Raw genomic sequence first — 16,887 nt, 5'->3', positions numbered from 1 at the left:
CGGACGAGAGCGGTGCGTGGGGCTGCTGCCATAGGTCAGTTGAGCAGCGAGGAACAAGGACGTGACCGAACATAGGGTGCTCGCTCGTCGGTCACGCAAAAACCCGACGGACCTGGCTGACTTCATTGTGTTTGCGCCCTCGGACACGACCTTAAGTGAGGTTGTGCAGGCTGCTGGGTCACGTTGGGCGGTAGAAGTGGCCTTCGAGATGGCCAAGGGGCAAGTCGGTCCGGATCAATACGAAGTGCGCTCCTGGGTGGGATGGTATCGACACATCACGCTCGCCATGTTGGCACATGCCTTCCTGACGGTGGTGGCCGCCCAGGAGAAAAAGGGGGGGCGGTCCACGACGAGGACCTCATTCCTTTGACCGTGCCAGAGGTCCGTCGCCTTTTGCTCCTGGCCCTCCAGCACACTCACGCTCACGCAATGGTCTGGCATTGGTCCTGGTGGAGACGTCAGCATTAGGCGAGCGCCAAAAAAAGTCATCTCCGACGCCAACTACGCTCGCTCTCCTCTTGCTCAGTACGTCGCATTTAGAATTCAGATAAATTTTGCTCCGAGAACCTTGAGTCCAGTGACAAGGGCTGCTCGAAGTTCACCGACCGAGTCAGAGCAGCGGCGTGGCATCAAAATTGCCTTGAGTTGACGCCACACGCCCTCAATGAGGTTGAGAAACGGGGCATAGGGCAGGAGGTACCGCAGGTACAGCCCCTGCTCTTCCCAGCATGCGATCTTTTCCCTGAGCTTCGCGCCCTTGTGAAAGGGCGCGTTGTCCAGCACGACGACCGTGATCTGATCCAGGGTGCACTGGGCGGCCAGGGTACCGAGGTACGCCATGACCTGTTCACCAGTACAGGTGCCTTGCCGTTCTCGGACGTCCAGGTCCTGTTGATTCCCGTGCAGGCTGTACGAACCCATGAGGTTGAAGCGTCCAGCGGATCCCCACCGTGTGGGGATCCTGAACGGCTGGCCAGATCCCCGCCTGGACCAGGTGGCACCCACAGACAACATCAGGGACAACCCCATCCGAGGTACTTCAGCGTGAGTTTGCCGTCCAGCGCCTCCTTTTTAAGGTCTCCAAAGAGGCCTGATGCCCGTGTACAACCTCCGGGTCAAGGGTCTTGGCGGGGGCGTACCTCGCGCGTTTCCAGCTGTATCCCATGCGCTTCAAATGATTGGACAGTGCCCTGGGTCCGATCACCACACCGCACTGTTTGCTGAGCTCCGCGCACAACATGGTCGCGTTCCAGAAGCGCTCTTCTCGCAGTTTCTCCACGAGAAACTGCTCGGCTTGTCCCGTGATTCGTGAGGGTGGGCCGGGTGGGGGATCATCGGCTCAACCTGGTACGCCACGCTCGATGAAGCGTGTCAGATCATTGTGGATCGCTTGATGATTACGATCAAAGTGTTTGGCGAGTTGGGGAATGCTCCAGCCCTGTCGGTGAAGTCGCACAGGGACTTGCCGGTAGGCGGGTTTTAGGGCGCGTGTGCCGACTGGTCTCCAACTCACGCAGCACCACGTCATCCTCGTCTGAGATTTCGATACGTCGAGCAGGTCCTGCCATACCTAACTCTACAATCTCAATACGACCTACTTAGAAGCGGGAGTGCTGAAGTCTCCAGGCCATTTCCTCTTCGAGCGCTTGGCGCTCAAAGGTTTCCGAACGCCAGTTGATCTCACGGGCGTGCGCACGCTGCAATCGAGCGCGTACCTGCTCCAGGTACGCCAGGAGTGGCTCTCCACTCCACTTTGCTCCGATGAGACCAACAGGTTCCGGCATGATGGAATAGTTTTACATCGAGCGACTTACTTGAATCTGTCAGTTTTCCTCCGCTTCACTCCCCAGACCTGGGAGTGAAGCGACTATGGCACCAGCGATTTACAAGCGTTCGTGCTTTTCTCGGTAGGTGCGGAAACACATACGGCGAACGACCTGGGCATATGAAGCTAGCTACACCACAGATAGAGAACGACAAGATGCACCGTGGTGACGTCGTTCAGGCGGTGCATCCATCCCTGCAGGTGCTCAAAACGGCCTTCCTTGCGCAGGGAGGTGAGGTCAACAATCAATTCGGGCCGGGCACTTCTTCCTTCTCGCCTGGGGGAAGCAGGATGGACCCAATTGCGGCCAGGAGGGCGACGACGAACTGGAGGGAAAGCGCTCGCCCCTGCATGTCCGGTTCCCCGAGCAAGTTAAGGATGGTGCGGGCAATGCCGCCCAACTCGAACATGGTTTAGGTCCACAGGGTGGACAGGTTTAGAGCATTTGTCCAAATTCCGCCGTGAGTGGAAGGGCATCCCTCACGGCTTCATTCTTCCCACTGGTCGTTCAGATTCGCTCGCTCTGCTCGGTCAAAAAGAAGTGGTTTTTTTGACAAATGCTCTAGGGTATCGCCGGGCTGGACTACATGTAGCCGCATGGCTTGTTTGGGCAGAGGGCACGATTTTGTGCGCCTCCAGGAACGCTCAAGCACACCTGCTCATGACCCCTCTGTGTCTCCCAGCGTCGGAGCGTCTCGTCGTTTGCTGCGCTCACCACCGTTTGCTTTCCTGTCCATACCAGTACAGTCACAGACCCTGTATGTGCGGGCGCTTGAGGTTTCCTGTCTTGCGCTGAGAGCAACCGTTCCTGCCCAGTGACCAAGTCATGTCGCGGAATACCATCGCCCCCAGAACCAATGGCGAGCACACGGCCCGTAGGGTCATAGGCAAGCGCAGTGACGGCGGCAGACTCCCGATCATCCGATTTGGCCTGCTGATGGCGGGGATGGACCATGTGTTAACGCACCAGCCCCGAGGAAGCGTGACGAGTCTCAACGATCCCCGCCCCTTTGCCGGTCACAGCGGTCGTCTTGCTGTCGGGCCAGGGGGGAAGCCTGCGTTGAAGCGAGGGGAGCCGTCCAGCGGCGCTTGAGGATGTGTGGATTCTGGGCGGCGAGAAGCGTGCGGGTGCTGTAGACGCTCTGGCGTTCAAGACTCAGCACAAGTGGACTGGCCCAGTTTCCTGTGATGGACGTGTCGGCGGTCGCCAAGATGTTTCCCTGAGGATCGAGGCGCCGTACATCACACTGAGGAAGACCTGCTCGTTGGGAGCAGCGCCACCTCAGCGCCCGGATGAAGGACGAGGTCAATCCGCTGCGGCAGTTGGGTGTGCGGGCGGCCTATTTGAACTCCACGCTCTCCCCTTCCGTCCCATTGGGATTGCCCTGTGCATCTGCCCTTAGCGTTGTGGCAGCGGCTCTAGCGCTCTCGTCACGTCAAAGTGAATGACGGCATCAAACTGACGGGGCAGGTTCGCCAGAAAGTAGTGGCTCTCCCGCTCCGTTTCCGGCGCGTAGACAACCCCGATGGCCCGTTCCAACCGTTCGTCTCCCCAGGCAGCGGCGGGCAGACGAGACGGAAACAGCAAGAAGCTTGACAGCCCCGTGTCATGAAAGAGCCGCTCGTAACTGCCCACCAGCGAGGGCCGCACCGCGCGTTTCTCGCCTGGTCGGTCCCAATTTCTCGCTGCTGTCACCGTTCCCGTGTGGGTGGTGAAGCCGACGAGCAGCGCTGCCATTCCGTACTTCTGCCGCACGAGTTGACCCAGGTTCAGCTCACCGCCCCGGCCTATCTCGGTGGCGCTGGCATCCCCGAGGTGCGAGTTGTGCGCCCAAACCACAACTCTGGCCTGAGGTCCCAGATGGCTGCGGATGGCCTCCAGCGTTTCGAACATGTGCCCATCACGGACATTCCACGACGAGGAACCGCCGAAGGGGTCCAGGCTGACCCGTTCGTAGGTCAGGGCATTACGGACCACACGCGCATTCTGTTCCAGATCAAACAGGGCCTCAGCAGAGACCCCAGTGCGGCCCCGTTGCGCGGTGCGGTACTGCTGAAGCTCAGTCAGGACGGCCGTTACCCCTTGTTCACAGGCATTGCCGTCTCCTTCCAAAGGCATGGGCATGCCGCTGTCGACTTCCGGGGCAAGGCGGTTCAGGCAGTTGTACCGGTCACGAACCTTGCCCAGCCCCCCGGGATTCAGCGCTCCCAGCAGGCGCATCACCTCCTGCCGCGACTGAACGGCGCTGTAGAGGTCCATACCGTAGAACCCTGCTTGATTCGCCCGTGGCTGCGTGCGGTTGTGCTCGCGCAGCCAGCCCACGAAGTCGCGCACCACTGTGTTGCGCCACATCCACTCGGGGAAGCGCTCGAAATTCGCCAATGCCTCCTCGGGCGTGGCGTCCGTGCCCTCTCCCCGCACGAAGCGGTTGACCCTCTGGGCGTCGGGCCAATCCCCCTCGATGATCACGGCGTCAAAGCCTTGCTCAGCGAGCAGCCGCCTGGTAATTTCCGCGCGGGTCCGATAGAACTCGTGCGTGCCGTGGGTGGACTCCCCAATCAGAACCACCGAACGGTTCCTCGCCATGTTCAGCAGTGGCGTGTAAGTCTGAGAATTTTCATTCAGAGGCAGGGCCGCCCGACGAATCGCTTGCACGGGGGAAACAGGAGAGGGGGGAAGCGCCGGAACCTGGGCATGAACCGGTGAAAGCAGCAGGGCGGAGCATAAAAGAAGTCCGGGGTGCAGGGGAAGGGGCATGGGCTGTTCCTCCGGGAGTTGCGGACGTGGGCGAAAGAGGGGCAGGGCATCTACCCTAACGCCCGGTTTGGCACGTAGACCGGCATGCCCCTGAAGGAAGCTTGAGCCATTTCTAGGGCTATGGAAGGAACAGGCCAAGCGCGCTCAGGAGGAAGGAGTCAGCGCATATCCAGCGGAATGAACAGGGCGCCCACCTCACAGCTCATGCCCACTTCAAGGCGCTCCACCAGCCACGCCAGGACCGGCCCGTCTTCAATGTCCCGAATATTTGTGGGAGCACCATGGCACTCAGGGGGACGCATCCTGTGAGCGTGGTCGGTCGTTTGCCAGGGGGAAGATCGTGAGGCCGTACCCCGCCAGGCGACGGCCCCCACGAAGGACATAAAAGATGCTGTCCAGAATTTCTTGCAAAGACCACTTGCGCGGTCGACCCACAAGCGATTCAGGTGGGGTCAGCGGCTGGAGGACGTTCCGTTCCACTCGGCATCGGTGAGGTCGTTTGGGAAGGTGACGCCCCAGTCATGCGGGCACCACCTCCGCCCCATCATCCCTCCATTCTCTACGCAGGTAAAACCCACTCCAGCACGTTTTTCAGACGCACGTTAGTGTAATCGACGCGCTTCGTTCTGTGCCTGGCGTATGTCCTCCCAGCAAAAAGGCCTGGGGTGACCCAGTCCATCTGCATTCCCCATACCCTTACCGCCGAATGCCTTCTCGCGTATTGAACTCAACGGATACCTGGGCGCTCGGCGACGAGAGGGGCCTGGGGGTTTTCCTGATGACGGGAGAGTCGGAGATCTCTCTGACCGGTCAGGGGGTTTGAGTAAAGGGTCTTGAGCGTCCAGACTTCGGGCATCACTGCAGCAGGAGCAAGAGGAGCGCGTCAGCAAGGAGTATGAGTTTGCTGGCCCGAGTCAGCGCCAGGGAGAGTTCGTCCGCACGCTCTGCTTTCCGTCGACAACGCTAGTTGACAATATTTGTAATCTTCTTTAAGGTAGCGATACCACGACCCTGGTCACCACTTCTACCGGTGCTCAGAGCTCGCTGCGAAACTGGAGACGACATGATGCACACCCAGCTGCACCCCCAGCGCTCGGCTCACCAGTTTGGTGCCTGTCGATGTCGTTCGGTGACCGAGCACTATGACTAGGTCACGGCCTGCCTTTACCACCCAGGTATAACTTGCTTTCCAGAGAATCGGCATGCGTTTCAGGCCGTTTTTCCCGAAGGCTTAAGCGAGCTACTGCTGACTGATACCAGGTCGGTGATAAGAAGCTGGGTCATGTTCAGTGTCACTCCCAATTGGGCTGATTGCCGAGCAGATAACGGCACAGGTGCTTGATCGCGACTTATGAATCGATCTGGGACGGGCTTCCCGGAGGATCACCTCCTGGGCTGAGCACAAAGCGCACTGTCGGTCGAGCAGTGTAACCGCAGGACCCTCTGACAACGGACCCTATTGATCTCCACCTTGATTCCAGGTCGCTGACAGAATAGTTGATAAGATTTGTAATCTTATGGGTGCTTCACAAGACCCAAGAGCCACTTGGAGCCGTGTGATCCCCAACTTGCTCACCGCCCACGACTGCATCTGGAGCTGGCGCAGGCATTCATTCACCCAGGGCTATGGCCATTACCCGAGTACCACCACCCGCCCTTCTGCTGATCACGCCGAAACACAACATGCAGCTTCCCCGGCACACCCCCAAGGAGAGCCATGACCACGGTCACCGAAGAGTTTCAGTTTCTCCCACAGGACGCTGCCCTGGTCAGCCGTTCCGCCCACCTCCCTCACGTCAGGCGCAAGAACGCTACCGTCGGTGGCCTCAATATCAGTACGCTGCACTGGACGAACGAGCCGCCTCAGTACACCTTCCTACACGGGGCAGGACTGAACGCACATACCTGGGACGCCACCATCCTTGGCCTCAACAGGCCAGCGCTGGCCGTTGATCTGCCGGGCCATGGCGACTCCGACTGGCGCGAGGACGCCGATTATCGCCCCATTACCAATGCAGCTGCTATTGGCGGCGTACTGGATCAACTGACCTCGGGACCGCAGATTCTGGTAGGGCAGTCTCTTGGGGGCCTGAGCGCAATCGCTGCTGCTCATCGTCAGCCGCAGCAGGTCCGGAGCCTGGTACTGGTAGACATCACGCCCGGCGTGCAGATTGATCCCAAGGCACCCAACCCGGTCAAGGACTTTCTGGCGGGGCCGAGGCAGTACCCCTCGAGGGAGGCCATCGTCGAGCGTGCCCTGACGTTCGGCTTCGGACCAGACCGAGAGGCCGTGGCGCGGGGCGTGTACCTGAACACCCGCGTCACCCCAGACGGTCAGGTGGAATTTAAGCACCATCTGGCTCACCTCGACCTGTTCAAGCTGCCCACCCACGACCCCCTGGATTTGTGGGCATCCCTCCAGGATCTGACCATTCCTGTGGCCCTGGTGTATGGGACGCAGGGATTCCTGAATTCCAGCCACCTGACCGAATTCCAGCGTTACCTCCCTGACGCGGCCTTGTACCCCATCAAGGGTGGGCACAATCTGCAGGAGGACACCCCCAGTGCATTGACGCAGGCGCTTAAGGACATCGAAAGGAGCGCGCTGTGACGCCGACCGATCCACGCCGACCGTGGGGGTTTGATACCGCGCAGATTCACGCTGGAGCGCGCCCTGATCCATCGACCGGGGCGCGGGCTACCCCAATTTATGCCACCAGCAGTTTCCAGTTTGAGTCCGCTGAGCAGGCCGCCGACCTGTTTGCCCTGAACGACCTGGAGCACCACACGTACACCCGGCTGTCCAACCCGACCACCGCCGTGGCTGAGGAACGCATCGCCTTTCTGGAGGGCGGAGCGAGCGCCGTGGCGGTGTCCAGCGGTCAGGCTGCGAATACGCTGGCGCTGTTGAACCTGCTGCGCAGCGGAGACCACCTGGTGTCGTCATCGCACATCTACGGCGGGTCATCCAACCTGTTCGCCCGGCGCTTCAGCGAACTCGGGATCAGCACCACGTTTATCGACGACATCGACGATTTCGCCTCATGGCGGCGTGCCATTCAGCCAAACACGCGGGCCGTGTTCGCGGAGAGTGTGGGCAATCCGTTGGGCAGCGTGCTGGACATCGCCACTGTCGCGGGCATCGCGCACGCAGCCGGCGTGCCTCTGGTGATCGACAACACCCTGGCCACGCCGTACCTGTTGCAACCCCTGCGGCACGGGGCGGATATCGTGACGCACTCCACCACGAAATTCCTGTCAGGCCACGGCACTGCCATCGGCGGCATCATCGTTGACGGCGCGACCTTTGACTTCGGGGCCGAGCCGGATAAATGGCCTGGCTTCACCTTCCCTGATCTGCCCCACGAAGCCCAAGGGTACTGGGCGCGCTTCAGCCCCCAGAAGCTGGCGTACGCCCTGCGCCTGCGCACCACCGTACTGCGGGACTACGGGCCGGCGCCCTCGCCATTCAACAGTTTTCTGCTGCTCCAGGGCCTGGAAACCCTCAGCCTCCGCGTGAGGCAGCATGTCACCAACGCCCAGCGGGTCGCGGACTTCCTGCACGCTCACCCCCAGGTGGCCGCCGTGCATTACGCCACCCACCCGCACAGCCGCTGGGCCCGGCGGGCCGCCGAGCTCCTGCCCCGCGGCGCGGGCGCCATTGTGTCCTTTGAGATCAGGGGCGGCGGCGCCGCAGGACAACTCTTTGCCGAGTCGCTTCGGCTGTTCAGTCACCTCGCCAACATCGGGGACGTCCGCAGCTTGGTCATCCACCCGGCGTCTACGACGCATGCCCAGCTCTCACCCGATGTGCAGCGGCGCGGCGGCATTACGCCCGGCCTGATCCGCCTGTCGGTCGGCCTGGAAGATCCCGAAGACCTCATCGCGGACCTGGAGTTCGCGTTCGCGGCCGTCCAGCACCTCCCACTCACCCAGACCGCCTGAACGCGGCCCCAGAGGACCCATGACCCACACACATACCGTCCGTACCCGCCTGCTGACCCTGAGTGCTGCCCTTCTGCTCGCCACTCCAGCCCAGGCGGTCCCCGACCTGAACGCCACGGTGAACGTAGGGCTGGTGCTAGAGCCCACCAACCTGGACATCCGCAACACTGCGGGCATCGCCCTGGATCAGGTCCTGATCGACAACGTTTACCAGGGACTGGTATCGCGCACCCAGGACGGCAGGATCGTACCTGGTCTGGCCAGCAGGTACAGCGTCTCCGAGGACGGCCTGACGTACACCTTCAACATACGCAACGGCGTCACCTTTCACAGCGGAAAGCCGTTCACAGTCAACGATGTGGTCTGGTCACTGAACCAAGTGCGCACCACCCCGACGCTCCGCGGGAACGCTGACCTGAAGAACGTTCAGTCCATCACGAGTCCGAACGCGACCACAGTCGTGCTGCGCCTGAAAAAACCCGACGCCGCGCTGCTGTGGAACCTGTCAGGCCGCGCTGGACTGGTCCTCGAACAGGCAGCGACCAACGCGCTAACCACGACGGCCAACGGTACCGGGCCCTACAAACTGTCGAGCTGGAAACAGGGTGACAGCCTAACCCTGGTACGCAACGACGCGTACTGGGGCAAGAAGGCGCAGGTGGCGCGGGTGGTCTTCAAGTACATCCCGGACGGCACCGCTGCCGTGAACGCCACGCTGTCCGGGGATCTGGACGTGCAAACGGCCGTGGACAGCAACCTGCTGGACAAGATTCGGGCGAACAGGAACTTCACGGTCGTCACTGGCCGCACCACGGACAAGTACACCCTGGCCTTCAATAATGCCCGCGCGCCATTGAATGACTTGCGCGTACGTCAGGCGATCCGCCAGGCCATCGACCACAAGGCCATCATCGCGGTGCTCAACGGCTATGGGGTGCAGCAGGGCGGGCCGATCGCGGCCGGCGACCCCGGCTACGCCAGCCTGACGGGCATCGACTCCTACAACCCCGTCCGCGCCCGGAACCTGTTGGCCCAAGCCGGGCAAAAGAACCTCACGTTGACGCTCACCATCCCCAGTTTCTACGGCACCACGGTCAGCGACGTGCTGACCACCCAGCTCGCCAAGGTGGGCATCACACTGAAGGTGAAACAGGTGGAGTTCGCTGCATGGCTCAAAGACGTGTACACCAACAAGGATTATGACCTGAGCTACGTGGATCACGCGGAGGCGCGGGATTTCAGTAACTGGGCGAACCCGCAGTACTACTTCAACTACAACAACGCCAAGGTGCAGGCCCTGTACGCCCAGGCGCTGAGCAGCACAACTGAGCGGGGCAGCGCGGCCAAACTGGCCGAGGCTGCCAAGTTGGTGGCGCAGGACGCTCCGGCCGACTGGTTGTACACGGCCAAGACCATCACAGCCATCCGCAAGTCAATCACCGGCGTGCCCACCAACTTCACCAGCGCCCGCCTGAATCTCGCTGGCCTTACCGTGAACAGGTAGGCGGGACGTGATCCGGATCCTTGCCCATCAAGTCGGTTCGCTGCTGCTCGGTCTGTTGGTTGCCAGCATGCTCATCTTCTTCGCCCTGCGAGTCATGCCGGGAGACGTGGCCCTGGTGATCGGTGGCCTGCAGGCGACCCCGGATCAGATTGCTGGCATCCGGCAGGCGTTGGGGCTGAGCGAGCCGCTGACGGTGCAGTACACGCACTGGCTGGCCCAGGTCGCGCGCGGCGATTTCGGCACCTCACTGTTGACCGGGACGCCCATTGCGTCTGAGCTGCTCGGGAAGGTGCAGGTCACGCTGCCGCTCGCGCTGCTGGCCTTGGGGTTCGGTGTGCTGATCGGCGTACCGCTGGGCGTTGTGTCTGGCCTCAAGCACCGCCAGGGTATAGGTGCGGTGATCAGCAGCGTGGCGCAACTCACCGCTTCTGTCCCTGTCATCTGGAGTGGCCTGTTGCTGGTGCTGGCCTTCGCACTCAAACTGCCCTGGCTGCCCGCTCAGGGGTTCCCCAGCGAAGGCTGGGAGCGTCCGGTTCGGGCGCTGCGCTCCCTGCTGTTGCCGGCCCTGGCGATCGGTCTGGTGGAGGGCGCGGTGTTGCTGCGCTTCGTGCGTTCGGCCGTGCTGGAAGTGCTACACGAGGACTTCGTGCGCACCGCCGCCGCCAAGGGGATGACCCGGACGCGCGCGCTGCTCTCCCACGGGTTGCCCACGGTGCTGCTGTCGGTCATCTCGGTGCTGGGCCTGCAGATGGCAGGGCTGGTCGTGGGCGCGGTGGTCGTGGAGCAGCTCTTCAACCTGCCGGGAGTGGGCCGCATGCTGATCAACGACGTCGGCAACCGCGATCTGGTGAAGGTGCAGGGGGAACTGCTGGTGCTGACCGGCGCGGTGCTGCTGATCGGCGTGGCCGTGGACACGCTGCACCGACTGATCGACCCGCGTCAGCGGGAGGCCGCGTGAACGCGGCGCCGCGCCGCTTGCAGCTGCCCGCTCGGCTGGCCCTGGCGTTCCTGATCGTGCTGGCCGTACTGGCCCTGCTCTCGTTGATGTGGACGCCCTTCGCTCCTGATGAGGCAGATCCCTACCGCCGCTGGCTGGGCCCTTCATGGCCGCATCTGCTCGGCACCGACGGCACTGGCCGGGACATCTTGAGCCGCCTGCTGGTGGGCACCCGCACAACCCTGCTGGTGGCCATGCTCTCCGGCGTGGTGGCCGGCGCAGTCGGCCTGGGCCTCGGCGTCCTGACCGCCCTGGGCCCGCGTCCGGCGCGCCGCATCAGCCGTAGTGTGCTGGACGTGCTGATTGCCTTTCCCACGCTGCTCACGGCAATGATGCTGGCCAGCACGTTCGGCAGTTCGCTTGGCACCGTGATTGCGGCTGTGGGAGCGAGTCTGGGCGTCAGCGTGGCGCGCGTGCTGCGCACCGAACTCGTGCGGGTGGCCTCCGCCGAGTACGTGCTGGCCGCCCGGGCTGCCGGGGTTTCGGCCGGACGCTCGTTCTGGACCCACGTTCTACCCAACGTCTCGCCAGTGCTGACCGTGCAGCTCTCCAATGCCATGGCGATTGCCGTGCTGGCTGAGGCAGGCCTGTCCTACCTGGGGTACGGCGCGTCGCCGGCCACGCCGTCGTGGGGTCGGCTGCTGAGTGAAACGCAGGCGTATCTGGATGTGCATCCCCTCACCGTGGTGTGGCCGGGCCTGGCCGTCACGCTGACGGTGCTGTCGTTCTCGCTGCTCGGCGACGCCCTGCGCGACTGGAGCGATCCAAGGGCGCGTTACGGGCGGCCCGCTCGCCCGCGCGACCTGACCCTCACTGGCATGCCCAACGGTGCCGGGCCAGACACCGAGCGGGTGAACGCATGACTCTGACCGTCCATAACCTCCACGTGCACATCCATAGCCAGCCCGTGGTGCACGACGTCTCCTTCGAAGTTGAGTCCGGCACCCGCTTCGGGCTCATCGGGGAATCGGGCTCGGGCAAATCCCTCACGGCGCTGTCCCTGCTGGGCCTGCTGCCCGGGGAAGCGGCCGCGCGCGGGACGGTCCACCTGGAGGGCCGTCCGCTGCTGCCCCTGCCAGAGGCGGAGCTGGCTCGCCGGCGCGGCAAGGAGATCAGCATGGTGTTCCAAGACCCGCGGACATCCCTGAACCCGGTTCGCCGGATCGGTGACCAGATGACCGAGACGCTGCGTATCCACGAACGGCTCTCCCGCCGCGCGGCCAGGGCCCGCGCGGTGGAATTGGCCCAGCAGGTCCAGTTGCCGGAGCCGACCACCATCATCGACCGCTACCCGCATCAGTTGTCGGGCGGGCAACGGCAGCGGGTCGGCATCGCCAGTGCAGTGGCTGCCCGCCCGCGCCTGCTGATCGCTGATGAGCCCACCACCGCGCTCGACGCCACGGTCCAGGCCGAGATCCTCCAGCTGTTCCTCGATTTGGTCGAGAGCAGCGGCACCAGCCTGCTGTTCATCACGCATGACCTGGGCGTGTTGGCCCAGGTCGTTACGCACGCCGCCGTGATGTCGGGCGGACGCATCGTTGAGCGCGGCCCAGTGCAGGACTTGCTGAACCGGGCGCAACATCCGGTCACGCGCCATCTGGTCAGCGCGGCCCGGGCGAGTCAGTGGTCCGGGGGGGTGAGCGCATGACCGCGCTGCTGAGCGCCCGTGGCCTGAGCCGTGAATACCCGGTCAGCGACGGTCGGCGGTTCTTCTGGAGCCCACCCGCCGTAAAGCGCGTGGTGGACAACGTCGATCTGGACATCCAGTCCGCCGAGAGCGTGGCGTTGATCGGAGAATCCGGTTCCGGGAAGTCCACGCTGGTCCGGATGCTGTTGGCCCTGGAACCGTGGACGGCCGGCCAGGTGAGCTTTGACGGCCGGGACGTGATTCCCGGCCCGGCCCGCACCCTGCACTGGCTACGGCGTGAAACCGGCATTGTGTTTCAGGACCCCTATGCCTCGCTCGACCCCCGCTTCACGGTGCAGCGCATTGTCCGGGAGCCGCTTCAAGCGCTCAACGTCCCGGAGATTCCAGGTCATACCCACCTCGACCGGGTGGTGAACATGCTGCGGCAGGTGGGGCTGGATGAGCACGCGCTGCACCGCTACCCTCACGAGTTCAGCGGCGGGCAGCGGCAGCGCATCGCGTTGGCCCGCAGCCTGGTTCATCAGCCCCGGCTCCTGATCGGCGATGAGCCCCTCAGCGCCCTGGATGTAACGGTGCGCGCGCAGATTCTGGAGTTGCTGCGCTCCCTGCGCCTCTCCCTGGGCTTTAGCCTGCTCATCGTCTCACACGACATCGGTGTGGTCTCGCACTTGTGCGACCGCGTGCTGGTGTTCCACAACGGTCGGGTTGTGGAACACGGGCAAACCGCCACTGTTTTCGCTCGACCCACCCATCCGTACACCCAGCAGCTGCTGGGCTCAGTGCCGCGCATTCCCGCGTTCTCGTTCCAAGGAGCGTCGCTATGACCCCTCTGCGCTCCAGCCCTTTCCGGCTGGGCTTCCTCACCCATTTTCACGGCAACCTCCCAGTACGTGAGTTGTATCCGGCCCTGATCGACCTCTTCGTCGCCGCAGAGGAGCTCGGATTTGAGACGGGCTGGGTCGCGCAGCACCACCTGCAGACGTTGCAGGGGCGGCTCCCGTCACCACTGGTGTTCTTGGCTGCCGTGGCCGCCCGCACCACGCGCATCCGGCTGGGCACCGCCCTGACGGTGCTGCCGTTGGAAGACCCCCTACGGCTGGCCGAGGACGCGGCGGTGCTCGAGGCGATCTCCGGTGGCCGTTTGGAACTGGGTCTCGGTACCGGCGGCCCGTCCGTGGAGCAGTTCCCAGCCTTCGGGGTTGATCCCGCTCAGCGCTTCACGCGGTACGACGCGCATAAACAGAGGTTCCTGAGCATCCTGCGCGGTGAGGCGTTGCCGGGTGACCTGAGGTTGGAACCAGCCGCGCCGGGTCTTGCCGCGACGCTTTGGGAAGCGCCCAGTCGAGAGGACGCGGTGAGACAGGTGGCTGCCGACGGCCATGGCCTGCTCCTCGGGATCGGTCCAGCGCGCAGCGTGCAACTCCCGCTGGCGAAGGCCTATCACGCCGCCTTCCGGGGCACGACGCCCAGGATTGCCGCCGTGCGTGGGGCTTTTCCTGGCGCAAGCCGGGAGGAGCGGGCAAGCGTGTTGTGGCATGATGTCAAGCGGCAACTGCCCGCGCACAGGGAGGCTGGGTGGGTGAGCGCCCATGCGGGGCCTCACGAACTGCTCGCGGCCATGAACGTGCAGTACGGCACGCCGGAGGATCTGGTTGGGAGCCTGCGGGCTGACCCGGTCCTCCCGCTAAGCAGCGACCTGATTCTCGCTGTGCAGTCGGAGCAGACCACCGTGAAAGAGGCGATCCGCAACGCCGAGATCATTGCGCGTGACGTCGCCCCTGCCCTCGGCTGGGCTGCGCCGCAGCGGGAGGAACTCGTGCATGTCTGACGCCCTGCATGTCGCGGTGTCCCTGCCTATCCCGAATTTCCAGGACACGCCGCCCACCACCAAACTTCTTGAGGTGGCCCGCATCCTGGACCGCGGGGGCATCCACGCGCTGCTGCTGCGTGACGAGTACGGTCATGGTCTGCCTGATGGGAACGGTGGGCAGCTCGATCCGCTGGCGCTGACGGGCGTATTGCTTGCCGGTACGCAACAGCTCGGCGTGGTGCCCGAGGTCGCTGTGGTGGATCAGGTGCCGTTTCACCTCGCCCGGCGTCTGGCTTCACTGGACCACGTTTCCAAGGGGCGAGTGGGCGTCCACCTCCGGGCCCCACGGCCTTTCGGTTCACGGGCGAAGCTGCACCTGCTGGAACTGGTGACCGTGCTGCGCGGTCTGTGGGACAGCTACGACGATGGCGCGCCGGTGCGAGACCAGGCGAGCGGTGTGTACTACCGTCCGGAAGAGCGGCAGGCACTCGACCATCACGGCATGTTTTACCAGGTGGCCGGGCCACTGAACCTGTCACGTCCGCCTCAGGGTTATCCCCCGATCTTCCTGAGCCTGCTCGAGGCTGCTCACCTCCCTGTGGCAGCACGGGTGGCGGACGTGACGCTCCTGCCAGTGCCCGAAGCACGGGGTGCCGGTGACCTTCCGCGCGAAAGCTGCCCTCCCCTCAAGCAGCCTGACAGCGTTGCACGAAGTGCAGCGCGGTGGGTCACCTGGCCGCCTGTGATCATTCCGCCGCACCCTGATATGGATACCTCAGATGTGCTGGCCAATCATTTGGAGCACCTGTGGCTCACCCATGCGGCCCACGGCGTGCAGGTGGGCCTCACGGATTGGTCACCCGCTGCCGTCACCGTGATGGTGCAGACCATGACGCGCCTGCGCGAGCGCCGTGTGGTCACACCCGCTCACGTTGGTCAGCACCTAAGAGAACGCTTCTCGCTGTCCAGACCAGCCAGGAAGGCTGTGGCATGACCCGCCAGCTGCGTCTGAACGCATTCCTGAAGCCGGCTGGCGAGTACCTGGCCGGCTGGCGTCATCCGGATTCACCTCCCGACGCAGGCGTGAACTTTCCCTACGTGTCGAGGTTGGTGCAGGCACTGGAAGCTGCGAAATTCGATGCGGTGTTCATCCCCGATCTGGCGGGTCTTCCCGATACGCATCCAACCGTGCTGGAGCGCGTGGCGGTGGTCAATGACACGTTCGAGCCGGTGAGTCTCCTCGCGGCCCTGGTTCCCCTGACCACTCACATTGGTCTGTTTGGAACGGTTTCGACCTCGTACAGCGATCCGCTGGAGGTTGCCCGCATCTTCGCCACGCTGCAGGCGCTCTCTGGAGGTCGCGCTGGCTGGAATGCCGTGACCTCGCTCAACCATGGCGAGGCCGTCAACTTCGGGGGGAGCGCCTTGGCCGACCATGCCAGCCGTTACGCTCGGGCTGAAGAATTCGCGGATGTGGTGCTGGGCCTCTGGGGACAGGGCGGTCAGCCTTTCTTCGAACACGGTGGCCAGCACTTCACCATTTCGCCCACCCGGCCGTTCACCTCTCCCCCGCTGAGCCGGCCCATTATCGCCCAGGCGGGCGCTTCCGAAGCGGGTAAGCAGTTTGCTGCTCGCGTGGCCGAAGTCATTTTCACCAACATTCGGGAGTATGACGGCGTAAAAGCCTACCGCGCCGACCTGCGCAAACGCGCCGAGACTTTCGGGCGACACCCAGATAATGTCATCATCTGCCCGAATCTTGAGACTGTGATCGCACCGACCCGCGACGAGGCTCAGGAAAAATTCGGACGGCTCAAGGCCCTTCTTCATCCCCGGGTGGCGCTGGGTGACGTGGAGTACTGGTTGGGCGGCGTGTCCCTGGCGGACCTGCCCCTTGACGCGCCACTGCCCCCCTTGCCGGTCACCGAAAAAAGCGTGAGTACGCAGCAGCGCTGGTATCAACAGGCCCAGGAGCAGCGCCTGACCATCCGTGACCTCGTCCACCGGATTGCCAACGGCAACCACACGTTGATCGGTACTCCCCAGGACGTTGCCGATCACATCGAGCACTGGTTTACGACAGGCGCCGCTGACGGGTTCAACGTCGCCTTTCCCTACCTCCCTACCACCCTGACCGACTTTACCCGCTGGGTCGTCCCCGAGTTGCAGCGGCGCAACTTGTTTCGTAAGGACTATGGCGCGGCGCACGCTGTGCAGGCCCGGGCATGAGGGCTGCACCTTCTCAACCGGGAGGGTCCGGCTGTCCAACCTGCTGCTGTTCTACACCACTGAGCTCCAATAACTCTTATACTCGGAACTCATCTTGGTTTTGTATCAGGCGTCTATTCTGCTCTTTACGTACTGTAAGTGTGTTTGTATAAGGGCAGGATGGAGAGGGAG

At 63.3% G+C, this 16,887-nt stretch carries 16 protein-coding genes and 1 pseudogene; 11 read left to right on the top strand and 6 right to left on the bottom strand.

What is annotated here, in order from left to right; genetic code table 11:
- Positions 1 to 67 precede the first annotated feature (67 nt).
- A pseudogene (locus tag B9A95_RS10850) lies at positions 68 to 370 on the top strand (IS701 family transposase); the annotation flags it as partial.
- A gap of 173 nt (positions 371 to 543) precedes the next feature.
- Here B9A95_RS10850 and B9A95_RS10845 read toward each other — a convergent pair.
- From B9A95_RS10845 to B9A95_RS33560, 6 genes are all read right to left on the bottom strand, one after another.
- Positions 544 to 1,014, bottom strand: coding sequence for a transposase (locus B9A95_RS10845; protein ID WP_084047725.1), 471 nt, complete (start codon positions 1,012 to 1,014; stop codon positions 544 to 546).
- A gap of 25 nt (positions 1,015 to 1,039) precedes the next feature.
- Positions 1,040 to 1,279, bottom strand: a complete 240-nt coding sequence (locus tag B9A95_RS37060; RefSeq protein WP_084047291.1) for a helix-turn-helix domain-containing protein — start codon at positions 1,277 to 1,279, stop codon at positions 1,040 to 1,042.
- Positions 1,280 to 2,070: 791 nt separating this feature from the next.
- Positions 2,071 to 2,235 carry a hypothetical protein gene (locus B9A95_RS33565; RefSeq protein WP_170928582.1) on the bottom strand — a complete coding sequence of 55 codons (165 nt, stop codon included), beginning with the start codon at positions 2,233 to 2,235 and terminating at the stop codon, positions 2,071 to 2,073.
- A gap of 582 nt (positions 2,236 to 2,817) precedes the next feature.
- On the bottom strand, positions 2,818 to 3,036 hold the full coding sequence (locus B9A95_RS32080) for a hypothetical protein (RefSeq protein ID WP_139806678.1): 219 nt from the start codon (positions 3,034 to 3,036) through the stop codon (positions 2,818 to 2,820).
- A gap of 188 nt (positions 3,037 to 3,224) precedes the next feature.
- Positions 3,225 to 4,412 (bottom strand): erythromycin esterase family protein, encoded by a 1,188-nt coding sequence (locus B9A95_RS10835; RefSeq protein WP_245808253.1) that lies wholly within the window; start codon positions 4,410 to 4,412, stop codon positions 3,225 to 3,227.
- A gap of 329 nt (positions 4,413 to 4,741) precedes the next feature.
- Positions 4,742 to 4,885, bottom strand: a complete 144-nt coding sequence (locus tag B9A95_RS33560; protein ID WP_170928581.1) for a hypothetical protein — start codon at positions 4,883 to 4,885, stop codon at positions 4,742 to 4,744.
- 1,415 nt (positions 4,886 to 6,300) lie between these two features.
- Between B9A95_RS33560 and B9A95_RS10830 the strand changes: the two genes are divergently transcribed.
- Genes B9A95_RS10830 through B9A95_RS10785 form a run of 10 tightly spaced genes read left to right on the top strand, consistent with a single transcriptional unit; the run spans position 6,301 to position 16,716 of the window.
- Positions 6,301 to 7,194 carry an alpha/beta fold hydrolase gene (locus B9A95_RS10830; RefSeq protein WP_084047287.1) on the top strand — a complete coding sequence of 298 codons (894 nt, stop codon included), beginning with the start codon at positions 6,301 to 6,303 and terminating at the stop codon, positions 7,192 to 7,194.
- Positions 7,191 to 8,528: an O-acetylhomoserine aminocarboxypropyltransferase/cysteine synthase family protein gene (locus tag B9A95_RS10825; protein WP_084047285.1), complete on the top strand. Its 1,338-nt coding sequence runs from the start codon at positions 7,191 to 7,193 to the stop codon at positions 8,526 to 8,528. The genes B9A95_RS10830 and B9A95_RS10825 overlap by 4 nt, the downstream gene beginning before the upstream one ends.
- Before the next feature lie 19 nt (positions 8,529 to 8,547).
- The gene (locus B9A95_RS10820) at positions 8,548 to 10,032 is read left to right on the top strand and encodes an ABC transporter substrate-binding protein (RefSeq protein WP_084047283.1); all 1,485 of its coding nucleotides are present in this window, start codon (positions 8,548 to 8,550) and stop codon (positions 10,030 to 10,032) included.
- Positions 10,033 to 10,039: 7 nt separating this feature from the next.
- Positions 10,040 to 10,990, top strand: a complete 951-nt coding sequence (locus tag B9A95_RS10815) for an ABC transporter permease (RefSeq protein WP_084047281.1) — start codon at positions 10,040 to 10,042, stop codon at positions 10,988 to 10,990.
- A complete protein-coding gene (locus B9A95_RS10810; protein WP_212648308.1) occupies positions 10,987 to 11,892 on the top strand; it encodes an ABC transporter permease in 906 nt (301 codons plus the stop codon). The genes B9A95_RS10815 and B9A95_RS10810 overlap by 4 nt, the downstream gene beginning before the upstream one ends.
- Entirely contained in the window at positions 11,889 to 12,677 is a 789-nt protein-coding gene (locus B9A95_RS10805) for an ABC transporter ATP-binding protein (protein WP_084047279.1), read from the top strand. Before B9A95_RS10810 ends, B9A95_RS10805 begins: the two co-directional genes overlap by 4 nt.
- Positions 12,674 to 13,501, top strand: coding sequence for an ATP-binding cassette domain-containing protein (locus B9A95_RS10800; RefSeq protein WP_084047277.1), 828 nt, complete (start codon positions 12,674 to 12,676; stop codon positions 13,499 to 13,501). Before B9A95_RS10805 ends, B9A95_RS10800 begins: the two co-directional genes overlap by 4 nt.
- Positions 13,498 to 14,505, top strand: a complete 1,008-nt coding sequence (locus B9A95_RS10795) for an LLM class flavin-dependent oxidoreductase (protein ID WP_084047275.1) — start codon at positions 13,498 to 13,500, stop codon at positions 14,503 to 14,505. Before B9A95_RS10800 ends, B9A95_RS10795 begins: the two co-directional genes overlap by 4 nt.
- Entirely contained in the window at positions 14,498 to 15,481 is a 984-nt protein-coding gene (locus B9A95_RS10790) for an LLM class flavin-dependent oxidoreductase (RefSeq protein ID WP_084047273.1), read from the top strand. Before B9A95_RS10795 ends, B9A95_RS10790 begins: the two co-directional genes overlap by 8 nt.
- Entirely contained in the window at positions 15,478 to 16,716 is a 1,239-nt protein-coding gene (locus B9A95_RS10785; RefSeq protein WP_084047271.1) for an LLM class flavin-dependent oxidoreductase, read from the top strand. Before B9A95_RS10790 ends, B9A95_RS10785 begins: the two co-directional genes overlap by 4 nt.
- Positions 16,717 to 16,887 lie beyond the last annotated feature (171 nt).

Source organism: Deinococcus hopiensis KR-140 (genome assembly GCF_900176165.1).
Taxonomy (GTDB): Bacteria; Deinococcota; Deinococci; order Deinococcales; family Deinococcaceae; genus Deinococcus; species Deinococcus hopiensis.
Note: the sequence above shows the minus strand (reverse complement) of the source record. Positions and strands in the feature narration are given on the sequence as shown.